This is a genomic window from Variovorax sp. PAMC26660, from assembly GCF_014302995.1.
GTDB lineage: Bacteria > Pseudomonadota > Gammaproteobacteria > Burkholderiales > Burkholderiaceae_C > Variovorax.
This window is the reverse complement of record NZ_CP060295.1, coordinates 4,279,477-4,293,771: the sequence shown is the minus strand read 5'-3', so window position 1 is coordinate 4,293,771 and position 14,295 is coordinate 4,279,477. Positions and strand designations below refer to the sequence as shown.

Below are 14,295 nucleotides of genomic sequence, written 5' to 3'. Positions count from 1 at the left end.
TCGTCATTCGGGCTGCGGCCCAACGATCGAGAACCATGCAAAGCAATTTCCAGGACTACCAGCAACCCGACGCCACCGGCCACTTCGGCAACTACGGCGGCACTTTCGCGAGCGAAACGCTCACCCACGCGATCAACGAACTGCGCGACGCGTATGCGAAGTTCAAGGACGATCCGGCGTTCCTCGCCGAATTCCACTACGAGCTCAAGCACTTCGTCGGCCGGCCCTCGCCGATCTACCACGCCGCACGCACCAGCCGCGAAATGGGCGGCGCGCAGATCTATCTGAAGCGCGAAGACCTCAACCACACCGGCGCGCACAAGATCAACAACGTGATCGGCCAGGCGATGCTCGCGCGCCGCATGGGCAAGCCCCGCGTGATCGCCGAGACCGGCGCCGGGCAGCACGGCGTGGCAACAGCCACCATCTGCGCGCGCTACGGCCTCGAATGCGTGGTCTACATGGGCAGCCAGGACGTCAAGCGCCAGAGCCCCAACGTCTACCGCATGAACCTGCTCGGCGCGACCGTGGTGCCTGTGGAGTCGGGCAGCAAGACGCTGAAAGACGCGCTCAACGAGGCGATGCGCGACTGGGTCACGAACGTGGAAAACACCTTCTACATCATCGGCACCGTGGCCGGCCCGCACCCCTATCCGACGATGGTTCGCGACTTCCAGAGCGTGATCGGCACCGAGTGCATCGACCAGATGCCGGCCATGCTGGCCGCCGACGGCATCACCGGTGAAGCCGAGGGCAAGCAGCCCGACGTGGTGGTCGCCTGCGTGGGCGGCGGCAGCAATGCAATGGGCATCTTCCATCCCTACATTCCGTTCGCGGGCACGCGCCTGATCGGTGTCGAGGCGGCTGGTGAAGGGCTCGACAGCGGCAAGCACTCGGCCTCGATCCTTCGCGGCAGCCCTGGCGTGCTGCACGGCAACCGCACCTACCTGCTGCAGAACGAAGACGGCCAGATCACCGAGACGCACAGCATCAGCGCCGGCCTGGACTACCCGGGCGTGGGCCCCGAACACGCGTACCTGGCCGACATCGGCCGCGCCGAGTACGTCGGCATCACCGACATGGAGGCGCTCGAAGCCTTCCACTACCTGTGTCGAACGGAGGGCATCATCCCCGCGCTCGAATCCAGCCACGCCGTGGCCTACGCCATGAAGCTCGCGAAGACCATGCGCCCTGACCAATCCATCCTGGTGAATCTTTCGGGCCGTGGCGACAAGGACATCGGCACTGTCGCCGACCTGTCGGGCGTCGATTTCTACGACCGCCCCTCGATGCGCGGCCTGAGCGTGAAGGGAGGCAAGTGATGAGCCGCATTGCCGCCACCTTCAAGACGCTCCAGTCGCAAGGCCGCAAGGCCCTGATTCCCTACGTCACCGCCGGCTTTCCCTTCGCCGACATCACGCCCGAGCTGATGCACGGCATGGTCGAAGCGGGTGCCGACGTGATCGAACTCGGCGTGCCCTTCTCCGACCCGATGGCCGACGGCCCGGTGATCCAGAAGGCCGGCGAAGCCGCGCTGGCACTGGGCATCGGCATGAAGCAGGTGCTCGCCATCGTGGCCGCCTTCCGTCAGAAGGACGCGACCACGCCCGTGGTGCTGATGGGCTATGCGAACCCGGTCGAGCGCTACGACCTCGTGCACGGCAAGAAGGCCTTCATCCGCGACGCGGCGGCGGCGGGTGTCGACGGCCTGCTGGTGGTCGACTACCCGCCGGAAGAATGCGAGGACTTCGCCGCCGACCTGAAGGCCGCCGGCATCGACCTGATCTTCCTGCTGGCACCGACCAGCACCAGCGAGCGCATGGCGCAGGTGGCGCGCATCGCCACCGGCTATGTCTACTACGTCTCGCTCAAGGGCGTGACCGGCGCCGGCCATCTCGACACCGAGGCGGTCGGCCAGATGATCCCGCGCATTCGCCAGCACGTGAGCATTCCGGTCGGCGTGGGCTTCGGCATCCGCGACGCGCGCACGGCGCAGGCGGTCGGATCGGCCGCGGATGCGGTCGTGATCGGCACGAAGATCATTCAACTCATCGAAGACCAGCCACGCGAAAAGGTCGTGCCCGCGGTGCGTGAATTCCTCGCCGGAATCCGCGAAGCGCTGGACGCCCTGCCTGCGGCTACCCCCAAGAATGCGGCTGGCCGATAATCTCGGTTGCCCCTCACCCCAGCCCTTCTCCCGTTCGGGAGAGGGGAGCTAATTCGGAGTCCTATGAGCTGGCTTGAAAAACTGCTACCCGCCAAGATCGCACAAACCGACCCCAGCGAGCGCCGCCAGGTGCCCGAGGGCCTGTGGATCAAATGCCCTGCCTGCGAGACGGTGCTCTACAAGACCGACCTCGAGCACAACCAGAACGTCTGCCCCAGCTGCAGCCACCACCACCGCATCGGCGCCCGCGCGCGGCTCGACGCTTTCCTCGATGCCGAAGGACGCTACGAGATCGGCCAGGAAGTGCTGCCGGTCGACGCCCTGAAGTTCAAGGACAGCCGCAAGTACCCCGAGCGGCTCAAGGAAGCGCTCGAGAACACCGGCGAGACCGACGCGCTGGTCGTGCTCGGCGGCTCGGTCCACAGCATCAGCGTGGTCGTGGCCTGCTTCGAGTTCGAATTCATGGGCGGCAGCATGGGCAGCGTGGTCGGCGAGCGCTTCGTGCGCGGTGTCGAAACCGCCATCGAGCAGAAAGTGCCCTTCATCTGCTTCACCGCCACCGGTGGCGCACGCATGCAGGAAGGCCTGCTTTCGCTGATGCAGATGGCCAAGACCAACGCCTCGCTCACGCGCCTGGCGAAGAAGGGCCTGCCCTACATCAGCGTGCTGACCGACCCGACCATGGGTGGCGTGTCCGCCGGCTTCGCCTTCGTGGGCGACGTGGTGATTGCCGAGCCCAAGGCGCTGATCGGCTTTGCCGGCCCGCGCGTGATCGAATCGACCGTGCGCGTGACGCTGCCTGAAGGCTTCCAGCGCGCCGAGTTCCTGCAGACCAAGGGCGCGATCGACTTCATCAGCGATCGCCGCGAACTGCGCAAGACGATTGCCAGCACGCTGGCCATGCTGCTGCGCCAGCCGGCCGACGCCGTGAGCTGAGCGGCACGCGACAAATCAACGAAAAAGGGCCCGGGTGCGATGCACCCGGGCCCTTTTTTCTTGTCGCTTCAAAAAGTCAGTTGATAGGCAAACACGAGCAGGTTGCCCAGCACGATCGCCAGCACCTGCAGCACGACGATCGCGGCCAGTGGCGAAAGGTCGATGCCGCCGATCAGCGGGATGAAACGGCGAAACGGCCGCACCAGCGGTTCGGCCAGGCGCGTGATCAGGTCGAGCAGCATCGGCGACGCGCCCGGCACCCACGACAGCACCGCATAGACCACCAGCAGTGCCGTCAGGCCCGACACCGCGAGCTGGAACAGGCCCACCAGCGACACCAGCGGCAAAGTTGCAATCCGCCCCAGATTGCCGATCAGCAGCCACAGCAGCAGGAACTTCACGAGCACCAGCAGCCAGGCGGCGATCAGGCTTGCCAGGTCCCAGCGCTTGATCGACGGCACGATGCGCCGCAGCGGCAGCACGATCCAGTCGGTGATCGCAAACACGAAGCGCCCGAGCGGATTGCCGAACGGCACCCGGTGGTACTGCATGTAAAGGCGCAGCAGGCAGGCGCCGCCGAGCAGGCCGACGATCACGTCGAGAAGGAACGAGGGAATCTGATAGAGCATGGGGCGGGGTCGTGAGCGGAATGCGATGATAGCCACGCAAGGTTCTTCGATGACGACACAACCCCTTTTGCATTCACTGCCATTGTTCCCGCTCGGTACGGTCCTGTTTCCGGGCGGCCTGCTTCCATTGCGCATCTTCGAGGTCCGCTACCTCGACATGATCGGCAAATGCCGCAAGGCCGATGCGCCCTTCGGCGTGGTCAGCCTCACCAGCGGCAGCGAGGTGCGCAAGGCTGGCGCCGATGCCGAGAGCTTTGCCGCCATCGGCACGCTGGCCGTGATCCGCGAGTTCGACTCACCGCAAAGCGGCCTGCTGCAGATCGAATGCGTCGGCACCCAGCGCTTTCGCGTTCGCCACACCGAGCTGCAGAAGCACGGCTTGTGGGTGGCCGAAGTGGAAGCCGTGATGGACGACATCGCGCTCGAGATTCCTGACGATCTGCAGCACACGGCCACCGCGCTGCGGCGTCTGGTCGACACGCTCGAGGAACGGCGCGGCTCACACGGCGAGTCGGTGCGGCTGCCGATCGGCGCGCCCTACCAGTTCAACGACTGCGGCTGGGTGGCCAACCGCTGGTGCGAGTTGGTGCCGATGCAACTCGAGCTTCGGCAACGGCTGATGGAACTCGACAGCCCGCTCATGCGCCTCGAACTGGTCAGCGATCTGCTCACACGCACAGGCATCACTGAATAGGTCGCTACATTTTTCATAGCGCATTGCGCAGGATTGACGGGCGATAGGGGCAGGTTTTATTCAAAGGCCCATGGGCTAAAATGCCAGCCCCGCGCACGCTCCCGGTTGCGCGCCACCCGCCTCCCATGTCCGATCACCTGACCCCTCCCCTTCCCGTGTCCGCCGCGCCCGTCGCGGCACCGACCGCAGCCCCTGCCGTCGACGACAACAAGCTCATCGCCGAACGCCGCGAAAAGCTCAAGCTACTGCGCACAGCGCAGGCCGAGGGCAAAGGCGTTGCGTTCCCGAACGACTTCAAGCCACGCCATCGCGCCACGGCCCTGACTGAGGCGCATGGCGCCACCGAAGCCGAAGCGCTCGAAGCACAGGCCATTGCGGTGAGCGTGGCAGGCCGGATGATGCTCAAGCGCGTGATGGGCAAGGCCAGCTTCGCAACCCTGCAGGACGCCACTGGCCGCATCCAACTCTACGTGACGCGCGATGCGGTCGGCGAAGAAGCCTATGCCGAATTCAAGCGCTGGGACCTCGGAGACATCCTGGGCGCCGAAGGCACGCTGATGAAGACGAAGACCGGCGAACTCTCGGTCAAGGTCACGAAGCTGCGCCTGCTCACCAAGAGTTTGCGCCCCCTGCCCGGCGACTTCTACGGCATGGCCGACCAGGAGCAGAAGTACCGCCAGCGCTACGTCGACCTGATCACCGACGAAACCGCCCGCACGCGCTTCACCGCGCGCAGCAAGGCCGTCAGCGCCCTGCGCGAGTTCATGGTGGCCAACGACTTCCTCGAAGTCGAGACGCCCATGCTGCACCCCATTCCGGGTGGCGCGAACGCCAAGCCGTTCAAGACGCATCACAACGCGCTCGACCAGGAAATGTTCCTGCGCATCGCGCCCGAGCTGTACCTCAAGCGCCTGATCGTTGGCGGCTTCGAGCGCGTGTTCGAGATCAACCGGAGCTATCGCAACGAGGGCATCTCGGTGCGGCACAACCCCGAGTTCACCATGATGGAGTTCTACGCGGCCTACTGGAACTACCGCGACCTGATGGACTTCACCGAGACGCTGATCCGCACCATCGCCGACAAGGCCGTGGGCACGCAGCAGCTCACCTACGGCGGCAAGCCCGTCGACCTGACGCAGCCCTTCGAGCGCCTGACGATCCGCGAAGCGATCCTGAAGTACACCGAGGCCGGTGACGGGGTGGACGACGCCGCGTGGCTCCTCAACGCCCTGCGCAAGCTCGGCCTGAGCGAAGAAAAAGACAAGCTCTCGCAGCGCAGCCTGGCCAGCCTGCAGGTGATGTACTTCGAGGAAACTGTCGAAGAGAAGCTCTGGCAGCCGACCTTCATCATGGAACACCCGACCGAGATCTCGCCGCTGGCACGCGCCAACGACGAGCGCCCCGAGGTCACCGAGCGCTTCGAGCTGTACATCACCGGCCGCGAATTCGGCAACGGCTTCAGCGAGCTGAACGACGCCGAGGACCAGGCCGCGCGCTTCAACGCGCAGGTGGCCGCCAAGGACAGCGGCGACGACGAAGCCATGTTCTACGACCACGACTTCGTGCGCGCGCTCGAATACGGCATGCCGCCCACCGGCGGCTGCGGCATCGGCATCGACCGGCTGATGATGCTGCTGACAGACTCGCCGAGCATTCGCGACGTGATCCTGTTCCCGGCGCTGCGCAGGGAATCTTGAGCGTGTTGTCTCCGTCGTCGCTGCCGACGATCGGCATCGACTTCGGCACCTCCAACTCCGCCGTGGCCTGCCGGGTCGACGGCGTCGCCCGGCTGCTGCCCATCGAAGGCACGGCCACCACGCTGCCGACCGCGATCTTCTTCAATGCCGAAGACCGCACGACGCATTTCGGCCGCGAGGCCATCGCCCAGTACCTGTCGGGCACCGAAGGGCGCCTGATGCGCTCGCTCAAGAGCCTGCTCGGCAGTGCGCTGATGCAGGAGAAAACAGCGATCTACGACGGCCTCGTGAGCTTCGAGGACATCATCGCGCGCTTCCTGCGCGAGCTGGCCGTGCGAGCCAGCCGCGAGCTTGGACAGATGCCGGAGCGCGTCGTGATCGGGCGCCCGGTGCACTTCGTGGACGACGACTCCAAGCGCGACGAGCGCGCCGAAGAAAGCCTGCGGCATGCGGCCCGCGCGGCCGGTTTTCGCGACATCGCGTTCCAGCTCGAACCGATTGCCGCAGCCTTCGACTATGAACAGCGCATTACCAAAGAATCGATCGTGCTGATCGTCGACATCGGCGGCGGCACCTCGGACTTCACCGTCGTGCGCGTCGGCCCCGAGCGTGCCGCGCACGACGACCGCAGCAACGACGTGCTCGCCACCAGTGGCGTGCACATCGGCGGCACCGACTTCGACCAGCGCCTGAACCTCGAACGCGTCATGCCGCAGTTCGGCTTTCGCCACACCGGCGCGCAGGGGCGCGAGGTGCCGAGCAAGGTGTTCTTCGAGCTGTCGTCCTGGCACCTGATCAACTGGCTCTACGCACCCAAGGCGGTTCGCCAGGCCAAGGAGCTGCGCACGAGCTACAGCGACACGCGGCTGCACGACCGGCTGATGAACGTGCTCGAAGAGCGGCATGGCCACCGCATTGCCAGCGCTGTCGAAGCGGCCAAGATCGATGCTTCGGTGCGGGATGCGGAAACCGCGATCGATCTTTCCTGCGCCGAAGCGGGGCTGGTCGCTTCGCTCTCGCCGGCGGACATGGCACAACAGCTCGCAACGCCGCTCGAGAACGTCATCGCGTGTGCGCACGCCTGCGTCAAGCGGGCCGGCCTGCGGAGCAATGACCTCGATGCAATCTACCTGACCGGCGGCTCTTCGGCCCTGCGGCCGTTCCAGCACGCATTGCGCAAGAGCTTTGCCGGCGTGAATCTTGTCGAAGGCGACCTGTTCGGCGGCGTGGCGACCGGCCTGGCCTGCGTCGCGCGGCCAGGACGCACGGCATGAAGTACCTGGCGGGCTATCCGGCATCCCTGCTGGATCAGGTCCGCCAACTGATGGCTGAAGACAAGCTCGGGGCGCTGCTGACCCAGCGCTACCCCGAGGGCTCGCATGGCATCCAGACAGACCGTGCGCTCTACGACTACGTGAGCGGGCTCAAGAGCGATTTCATGCGCAAGGCCGAGCCGTTGTCCAAGGTGATGTACGACAGCAAACTGCACGTGATCCGCAATGCGCTCGGCACGCACACCACGGTCTCGCGCGTGCAGGGCGGCAAGCTCAAGGCCAAGCGCGAGATCCGGGTGGCCAGCCTGTTCAAGGAAGTGCCGCTCGACTGGCTGCGCATGATTGTTGTGCACGAGTTGGCACATATGAAGGAGCGTGAGCACGACAAGGCGTTTTACGCACTTTGCATGCACATGGAGCCGGACTATCATCGATTGGAGTTCGATTTGCGCCTGTACCTTGAGCATCTGAACACGGGCGGAAAACGCCTTTGGTCCGGCATGGTTGCGACTCCCATGCCGGGCGGCGACTAACCCCCTTCCCTCACCTGCGTCATCCCAACATGCCTGCGCCGTTACCCACATGACAACGACGCTGCCTCGCCTCAACTTCACGTCGCTGTCCTCGCACGAGACCTGCGGCGACATCGTCGAAGCCTTCAGGCTGGCGGCTGAAAGCCTCGGCTATCCGACCCGTTTCAACCAGAGCTACATCGAACCGGGTGAAATCAACATCCTATTTTTCTTCTGGGATGTGCCATGGGAACACATCGAGCAGCACCACCCCGATTGCATCGTCGTCAATTTCGAGCCGATGGTGCTTGGCACCCACGCCTGGAACGAGCGCTACCTCGGCGTTCTCAAGCAGTGCTATCTCTGGGAATACAGCAAGTCGAATTTCCAGCGGCATCGCCAGCTGGAATACAGGAACGCGGACTACGTCGCACTCGGTTGGGAACCCGGTGCGGCGGAAATCCTGCCGCTGAGCGACATCCTGCCCGATGAGCAGCAGGACATCGACGTCGTGTTCTTCGGCTCGCTGACGCGCCGGCGCATCGACATTCTCGAAGGGCTGATGGCGCGCGGACTGCGGGTCGAAGTCAATCGCGGGCGCGCCTGGACACTGGAAGAGCGCAACGGCTTCATGCGCCGCGCGAAGATCGTGCTCAACCTCCACAACTGGGAGGAGTCGCGCATCGTCGAAGTGCCGCGCCTGTCGATCCTGCTGCGCCATCGCAAGGCGGTGGTCTGCGAGCTTTATCCCGACAGTGAGATCGAGGCCTCCGTGCGTGACTCGGTGGTCGGCGCCCCTTACGAAAAGCTCATCGAGACGATCGAGCAATTGCTCGCCGATGCCCCCCGCCGCGCGGCGCTCGAACGCAAAGGCCTGGAGCTGTTCAGCCATGCGTTCGCGCCTCCCCTTGTGGGCCCGGCCATCCAGCGCTTCCTGAGCTGGCGCGCGCAGCAGCCCGATCGGTTCGTGGCAACGAACATGCCGCGTGTGACGGTGTGCCTCATGGCCGGGGACTCGCTTGAAGCCCTGTCGCAAAGCCTGCACGCGTGGGCCGCGCAAAGCGACGTTGCGCTCCAAGTGGTGCTCGTTGCTCCCGCGGGGATTGCTGGCCTCGACACCCTTCTCACCCAAGCAGGCATCGCCAATGCACAGTTGATTTCGTTGCCGGTCGCATGCGACCGCGCCACGGCCCGCAATCTTGCATTGGCGCAGGCGCAAGGCGACTACATCGTCTTTTCCGATGCCGGCGACATTCCCGCCCCCGAACGCCTGCAACGCCAGGCCGCGCTGCTGGAGACCTGCACCGACATCGACATCGTGGGCTGCTGGTGCGATACGCACGAAGGGCCGTTCGAATTCGCCGAGCGGCACCAGGACATCCTGGTCGAGTACCTCGGGCCCCGTCCGCTGCTGCTGTCAGCCTGCATGGTGCGACGCAGTTTTCTTGAACGCAGCGGCGTGCGCCACGACCCGGAATTCACGGCGCACGACGACTTGCACATGCTGTGCAAAAGCGTGGCCGCGGGCGCACGTTTCGCTGTGGTCCCCCAACTGCTGCACCGGCCGGTCGCATTGCCCGCGTCCGCCGATGCGGCCCGCGCCGCTACGCAGGCCTCACAAGCGCGCGCACTGGTGCTGGCCTATCTGCTGCCGAAATCCAGCGGCGAAGACGTGCACGAGATCGCGAAGCTCTATGCGCTGTATTGGCCGTCGGCACTGGACTTTGCGCAAGGCCTGTTGCAAACCCTGGCACGCGCCTGCTTCAGCCCGGCAGCAGCGCCGGAGCAACAACTGGTCGAACACGAAACACTGACCCGTGCGCTTCGGCACGAGGCATTGCGCCTGCTGCAGGTCTTCTTCAATGCGGGCCTGGCCGACAAGGCATGGCTGGAAAGCCAGTTCATGATTCCCGAGGTGGCCCGGTTCCTGGCCCCCGCAGCCAACCAGTTGCCGGTGCGGATCTTCAGGCTCGAACCGGAGTCGGCAGCCAACTAGCGCAAGCGCTGGGAGACCGCGTCCATCGATGCCATGTACGCCGACCGGTACGGTTCGTCCAGGTTGATGAAGTGCACCAGCAGCGTCTCGTCCGAGGCCAGGTGCGGCGGCGTGTTGATACTCAGGTTGTCGACGACGACACGGTCATCGACCAACCCCTCTTCGGACAGCACCTGGTTGGTGTAGTACTGGTCGCCCTGGCTGCTGTAGACCGCCGACTTGTCACCCACCTCGCCGATCCGTTGCCAGATGCGCGCGAGCAGGTCGGCGTTGCGGGCCGTATTGCGAAAACCCATCACACCCGAATTGAAGGCCCAACCGCCCACATCCTTCGCCAGCAGCAGCTCGCGCCCTTCGAGCAGGTCGTCGATGCGGCGGCCTTGATTGACGAAGAGGACGTCGGCATCGACCCAGATCACCCACTTGTGATGCGCGATGTGCTGTTGCAGCAGCCAGCTGCGGACCCACGAACCGCCAATGCCAGGATCGATCGTCTCGGGCACCGCACGGTACACGTGATAGGCATAACCGTGCCTGTCGCAGTAGCGCTTCACGTTGTGTTCGGAAACCCGCGCATAGCTCGCAACGTGGTGGGTGTAGAGCGTGACGAAGGCGATGTCCGCGCCGGCGTTGTAGCTCGACATGGCGTCGTCCGACAGCGCAGGATAGGCCGCCGGTTGCAGCATGGGATGGCCATGGATGAGCGCATTGTTGACCTGCGCCACCAGCAAGTCCTGCAGGTTCGTGTCATGCAGCAGCGCTTCGCGCCATTCGCCCTCGGGTGCCGCAACGGGCAGCGGCCCCAGGTTGACGACGAAGATGCGCGCCTGGAACCACTGCGGAATGCGCCACGAGACATTGACGTAGATGTCGCCAACCATGGCGTTGCATCCGAGCAGGCCCACTGGACGCAGCCGCGCGGCTTCGTCGGTCGAGCGGTTCACCAAGGCGATGACATTCCCCGCATCGCCCATCAACGCGTGCAGCGCGGCACGGTTCGCGGCGGTGTTGCGCAGCACCATCATGTTGGTCATCGCGGGGCCCGGCTGGTCGCCGCTGGGCGGACCCTCCACCACCAGCGAGTCCCGCCCCTGCATCAAGGCCTCGATGGCGACGGGATGGAACACCACCGAATCGCCGTCGAGAAACAGGAGCCAGTCGTTCTCGGGCAGCGTGCGCAGATGGCGCAGGATGTGGCTGTACCGGGCGCTGTCGCGCAATGCCGGATGACGGATGCGGTCCGCCTCGACCCACTGATGCGGATAGCCGAACAAGCGGCAGTAGTGCGCATGGTTGCGCAGCGTGGCCTCGTCCTTGCGCGGAAAGAAGCTCAGGCACAAAGGCATGCGCTACTCCGTCAGACCGCCGTGCGACAGCATGCGCCTGGCGCCCAGGTATTCCGCTGAACTTGCGAGAAACGGCCACGACGACGCAGCCGAACGAGGCAGCAGCGCCCGCCGGCGTGCCTCACTGGCGGCATCGCCCACCCAGCGGCCTGCATCGCGGACCACGCCGAAATCTTCCAGCAACGCGTCGAGCGGCGCGCCATCGCCGATGCTCTGGTTGCACAGCAACGCCAGATCGCAGCCTGCGTCGATGGCCGCCAGCGCGGCATCGGCGTAGCTGAGCAGCTTGCCGTCTATGTAGCGCCCGGCCTCCATGCTGAGGTCATCGCTGAAGATCGCGCCGTCGAAACCGAGCCGCTGCCGCAGGACGGCCTTCAGCCACTTGGATGAAAAGCCCGCCGGCCGCTTGTCGACCTTCGGATAGATCACATGCGCCGGCATCACCGCGGTGAGCGTGCCCGCCAGCCAGTCGTAAGGCCGAGCGTCGTCGGCCAGGATGGCCTGGAGTCCGCGCTTGTCGACCGGAATCTCGACATGCGAGTCGGCCGTCACGAAACCGTGCCCCGGGAAATGCTTGCCGCAATTGCGCATGTCCGCCTGCAGCATGCCGTGCATGACGCTCTTGGCGAGCAACGCGACCACACGCGGGTCGCGGTGAAAACTGCGGTCGCCAATGACACTGCTCTCGCCGTAGTCCAGATCGAGCACTGGCGCAAAGCTGAAGTCGACGCCGCAAGCTCGCAACTCGGCGGCCAGTACGAGGCCCGTCGCAGTGGCGGCCTGCGTCGCGCGCATGGCGTCGCGCATCCACAGCTCGCCCAGGGCGCGCATCGACGGCAGCCGCGTGAAGCCATCGGTGCGAAAACGCTGCACGCGCCCGCCTTCGTGGTCGACGCAGATCAGCAGGTCGGGGCGGATCGCCTTGATCTCGGCATTGAGCGCCGTCATCTGGGCGCGGTCCTGCCAGTTGCGGGCGAAATGGATCACGCCGCCCACCAGCGGGTCGGCAAGTCGCCGGCGGTCGGCCGCGTTCAGTTCGGTGCCGGCTACGTCGATGATCAACGGCGAATGGGTACTGGAAATCGGATTCATGCGTCGCTGCTGCTCTTGTGCTCGACCACGACAAAGCTCGCGGCATATTCGGTTTCATCGGTCACGGTCACGTGGGCGGTGAGGCCCTTGGCCTCGAACCAGTCCTTGAGTTCGCCATGCAGCACGATCACCGGCTTGCCGCTGCGCAGGTTGGCGATCTCGCACGAGCGCCAGGTCATGGGCATGCGCATGCCCATGCCGATGGCCTTGCTGAAGGCCTCCTTGGCGGAGAAGCGCGTGGCGAGGTAACTCAGCCCGCGCTTCGGCCAGCGCTCGCTGCGGGCCTTCCACACAGCGAACTCGGCGTCGCACAGCACCTTGCGGGCGAAGCGCTCGCCCTGGCGCTCGAAGGTCGCCGCAATGCGACGCAGGTCGCAGATGTCGGTGCCAATGCCGTAGATCATGCGGCGCCGGCGTTCACTGCGCTTCGCTGATGCAGCGCAGGTACTCCTGCGTGGTGGCCGTGTAGCCGAGTTCGAGCGCGTCGGCGACGAAGGCGTGGCCGATCGAGACCTCGTGCACGCCGGGCACCGCGCGCAGGAAGGCGGTGAGGTTGTCGCGGCTCAGATCGTGGCCTGCATTGACGCCCAGGCCCGCGGCATGCGCCGCGCGTGCCGAGGCCACATAGCGCGCAAGCACGGCTTCTTCATCGGGAGTGCCGCGCGATGCCGCATAGCCTTCGGTGTAGAGCTCGACACGGTCGGCGCCCACGGCCTTGACCGCCGCCATCATCCCGGGAACAGGGTCCATGAACAGGCTGACGCGCACGCCCAAGGCCTTGGCTTCGGCGATCAGCGGGCGCAGGCGCTCCGCGACTTCAGGGAAGCTCCAGCCATGGTCGCTGGTCGATTGCGTTTCGCTGTCGGGCACGAAGGTGGCCTGATGCGGCTTCAGCGTGCGCACGAAGTCCATCAGGTTCTGGAAGGGGTTGCCCTCGATGTTGAACTCGATCGCCGGCCAGTCCTTGGCGAGCAGCGTCGAGAGGTCGCTGACATCGTGCGCGCGGATGTGGCGCGCGTCGGGCCGCGGATGCACGGTGATGCCCTGCGCGCCGGCGGCCAGGCAGGCCTGTGCCGCCTTCACCACGCTCGGGATGCCCAGATGGCGTGTGTTGCGGACCAGGGCCACCTTGTTGAGGTTGACCGACAGCGAGGTGGTACCGGCGTTGCCTGAAGTGCTCATAGTGCTTGCAGATCTCTCATCATTTGCCGCGTGCGCAGCGTGGTCACGCCGCAATGGTAGTTGAGCAACGCACGCAACTGGTTTCGCAGGGCACTGTTGCTGCCGGCGTTCATGGTGGCGATCTCGCGCAGCGTGGCGGTGAAGGGCGCGCGATCGTCGAGCACGCCTTGCAGGGACTGCCAGTCGGCGCCGTTCAGTGCCGCTTCGTCCTTGGCGGCCTGCCGCAATCCGGCTTCCGGTACGAGGGTGTAGCGCGCCCGGGCCGCGAGCGGTTCCAGTGTGAGGGTCTGCGCGTCCAGCGATGGCAGCAGGCCCACGCCTCGCAGCAGCAGAAGCTCGAAGGCGCGCAGTGCGGCGGCCTGCGTGGCAGCCTGGGCACCGGCGTGGTCGCCCGCCAGCACCTGCACCACCCCGGCGTAGGCATCGAACAGGGCTTCGTGGGCGTCGTCGCGAGCCAGCAGGCGCAACACCAGTTCGTTGATGTAGTAGCCCGACATCAGGGCTTCACCGGTTGGCATCACGTGGCCGCCCATCCATTCAGCGCCCTTGAGCGTGCGGATCTCGGCGTCGCCGCCGTAGTTGAGCTGCAGGGGCTGCAACGGCAACAGCACCGGGCGGAAATTGGAACTCGGCCGCTTCGCCCCCTTGGCCACCAGCGCGATGCGCCCGTGGTGGCGGGTGAAGACCTCCAGGATCAGGCTCGACTCGCTCCAGTCGTAGCGGTGGAGCACGTACGCCGGCTCGTGCGAAACGCGGTGGGCAGCGGCCAC

General features: G+C 65.5%; 14 protein-coding genes. 8 read left to right on the top strand and 6 right to left on the bottom strand.

Annotated elements, in window-relative coordinates:
- The first annotated feature begins 35 nt into the window (after nt 1-35).
- From trpB to accD, 3 genes are all read left to right on the top strand, one after another.
- Nucleotides 36-1,322 (top strand): tryptophan synthase subunit beta, encoded by a 1,287-nt coding sequence (gene trpB / locus H7F35_RS20105; protein ID WP_187108354.1) that lies wholly within the window; start codon nt 36-38, stop codon nt 1,320-1,322.
- Nucleotides 1,322-2,167, top strand: coding sequence for a tryptophan synthase subunit alpha (trpA, locus tag H7F35_RS20100; RefSeq protein WP_187108353.1), 846 nt, complete (start codon nt 1,322-1,324; stop codon nt 2,165-2,167). Before trpB ends, trpA begins: the two co-directional genes overlap by 1 nt.
- Nucleotides 2,168-2,230: 63 nt before the next feature.
- Complete coding sequence (gene accD / locus H7F35_RS20095; RefSeq protein WP_187108352.1) at nt 2,231-3,103, top strand: acetyl-CoA carboxylase, carboxyltransferase subunit beta; 873 nt, start codon at nt 2,231-2,233, stop codon at nt 3,101-3,103.
- Between the two features lie 68 nt (nt 3,104-3,171).
- Here the strand turns inward: accD and H7F35_RS20090 are convergent, their stop codons facing one another.
- Nucleotides 3,172-3,732, bottom strand: a complete 561-nt coding sequence (locus tag H7F35_RS20090) for a YggT family protein (RefSeq protein ID WP_187108351.1) — start codon at nt 3,730-3,732, stop codon at nt 3,172-3,174.
- 49 nt (nt 3,733-3,781) lie between these two features.
- Here H7F35_RS20090 and H7F35_RS20085 point away from each other — a divergent pair, with 49 nt between their 5' ends.
- From H7F35_RS20085 to H7F35_RS20065, 5 genes are all read left to right on the top strand, one after another.
- A complete protein-coding gene (locus tag H7F35_RS20085) occupies nt 3,782-4,426 on the top strand; it encodes an LON peptidase substrate-binding domain-containing protein (protein ID WP_261803289.1) in 645 nt (214 codons plus the stop codon).
- A gap of 125 nt (nt 4,427-4,551) precedes the next feature.
- Complete coding sequence (gene lysS / locus H7F35_RS20080; protein WP_187108349.1) at nt 4,552-6,123, top strand: lysine--tRNA ligase; 1,572 nt, start codon at nt 4,552-4,554, stop codon at nt 6,121-6,123.
- Nucleotides 6,120-7,397: an Hsp70 family protein gene (locus H7F35_RS20075; RefSeq protein WP_410010722.1), complete on the top strand. Its 1,278-nt coding sequence runs from the start codon at nt 6,120-6,122 to the stop codon at nt 7,395-7,397. The genes lysS and H7F35_RS20075 overlap by 4 nt, the downstream gene beginning before the upstream one ends.
- Nucleotides 7,394-7,930, top strand: a complete 537-nt coding sequence (locus H7F35_RS20070) for a YgjP-like metallopeptidase domain-containing protein (protein ID WP_187108348.1) — start codon at nt 7,394-7,396, stop codon at nt 7,928-7,930. Before H7F35_RS20075 ends, H7F35_RS20070 begins: the two co-directional genes overlap by 4 nt.
- Nucleotides 7,931-7,979: 49 nt before the next feature.
- On the top strand, nt 7,980-9,905 hold the full coding sequence (locus H7F35_RS20065; protein WP_187108347.1) for a glycosyltransferase family A protein: 1,926 nt from the start codon (nt 7,980-7,982) through the stop codon (nt 9,903-9,905).
- On the opposite strand, the gene H7F35_RS20060 is transcribed toward H7F35_RS20065, so the two are convergent.
- Genes H7F35_RS20060 through recO form a run of 5 tightly spaced genes read right to left on the bottom strand, consistent with a single transcriptional unit; the run spans nt 9,902 to nt 14,295 of the window.
- Nucleotides 9,902-11,251 carry a galactosyl transferase GMA12/MNN10 family protein gene (locus H7F35_RS20060; protein WP_187108346.1) on the bottom strand — a complete coding sequence of 450 codons (1,350 nt, stop codon included), beginning with the start codon at nt 11,249-11,251 and terminating at the stop codon, nt 9,902-9,904. The two genes, H7F35_RS20065 and H7F35_RS20060, sit on opposite strands and share 4 nt — an antisense overlap.
- Before the next feature lie 3 nt (nt 11,252-11,254).
- On the bottom strand, nt 11,255-12,343 hold the full coding sequence (gene nagZ / locus H7F35_RS20055) for a beta-N-acetylhexosaminidase (RefSeq protein WP_187108345.1): 1,089 nt from the start codon (nt 12,341-12,343) through the stop codon (nt 11,255-11,257).
- A complete protein-coding gene (gene acpS / locus H7F35_RS20050; protein WP_187108344.1) occupies nt 12,340-12,747 on the bottom strand; it encodes a holo-ACP synthase in 408 nt (135 codons plus the stop codon). Before acpS ends, nagZ begins: the two co-directional genes overlap by 4 nt.
- 13 nt (nt 12,748-12,760) lie before the next feature.
- Nucleotides 12,761-13,525 (bottom strand): pyridoxine 5'-phosphate synthase, encoded by a 765-nt coding sequence (locus H7F35_RS20045; protein WP_187108343.1) that lies wholly within the window; start codon nt 13,523-13,525, stop codon nt 12,761-12,763.
- Nucleotides 13,522-14,295 carry a DNA repair protein RecO gene (recO, locus tag H7F35_RS20040; protein ID WP_187108342.1) on the bottom strand — a complete coding sequence of 258 codons (774 nt, stop codon included), beginning with the start codon at nt 14,293-14,295 and terminating at the stop codon, nt 13,522-13,524. Before recO ends, H7F35_RS20045 begins: the two co-directional genes overlap by 4 nt.

Excerpts from the sequence above, each read along its gene's own strand:
- trpB (WP_187108354.1), top strand. The coding sequence starts at position 36 with ATGCAAAGCAATTTCCAGGACTACCAGCAACCCGACGCCACCGGCCAC.
- trpA (WP_187108353.1), top strand. The coding sequence starts at position 1,322 with ATGAGCCGCATTGCCGCCACCTTCAAGACGCTCCAGTCGCAAGGCCGC.
- accD (WP_187108352.1), top strand. The coding sequence starts at position 2,231 with ATGAGCTGGCTTGAAAAACTGCTACCCGCCAAGATCGCACAAACCGAC.
- H7F35_RS20090 (WP_187108351.1), bottom strand. The coding sequence starts at position 3,732 with ATGCTCTATCAGATTCCCTCGTTCCTTCTCGACGTGATCGTCGGCCTG.
- H7F35_RS20085 (WP_261803289.1), top strand. The coding sequence starts at position 3,782 with ATGACGACACAACCCCTTTTGCATTCACTGCCATTGTTCCCGCTCGGT.
- lysS (WP_187108349.1), top strand. The coding sequence starts at position 4,552 with ATGTCCGATCACCTGACCCCTCCCCTTCCCGTGTCCGCCGCGCCCGTC.
- H7F35_RS20070 (WP_187108348.1), top strand. The coding sequence starts at position 7,394 with ATGAAGTACCTGGCGGGCTATCCGGCATCCCTGCTGGATCAGGTCCGC.
- H7F35_RS20065 (WP_187108347.1), top strand. The coding sequence starts at position 7,980 with ATGACAACGACGCTGCCTCGCCTCAACTTCACGTCGCTGTCCTCGCAC.
- H7F35_RS20060 (WP_187108346.1), bottom strand. The coding sequence starts at position 11,251 with ATGCCTTTGTGCCTGAGCTTCTTTCCGCGCAAGGACGAGGCCACGCTG.
- nagZ (WP_187108345.1), bottom strand. The coding sequence starts at position 12,343 with ATGAATCCGATTTCCAGTACCCATTCGCCGTTGATCATCGACGTAGCC.
- acpS (WP_187108344.1), bottom strand. The coding sequence starts at position 12,747 with ATGATCTACGGCATTGGCACCGACATCTGCGACCTGCGTCGCATTGCG.
- H7F35_RS20045 (WP_187108343.1), bottom strand. The coding sequence starts at position 13,525 with ATGAGCACTTCAGGCAACGCCGGTACCACCTCGCTGTCGGTCAACCTC.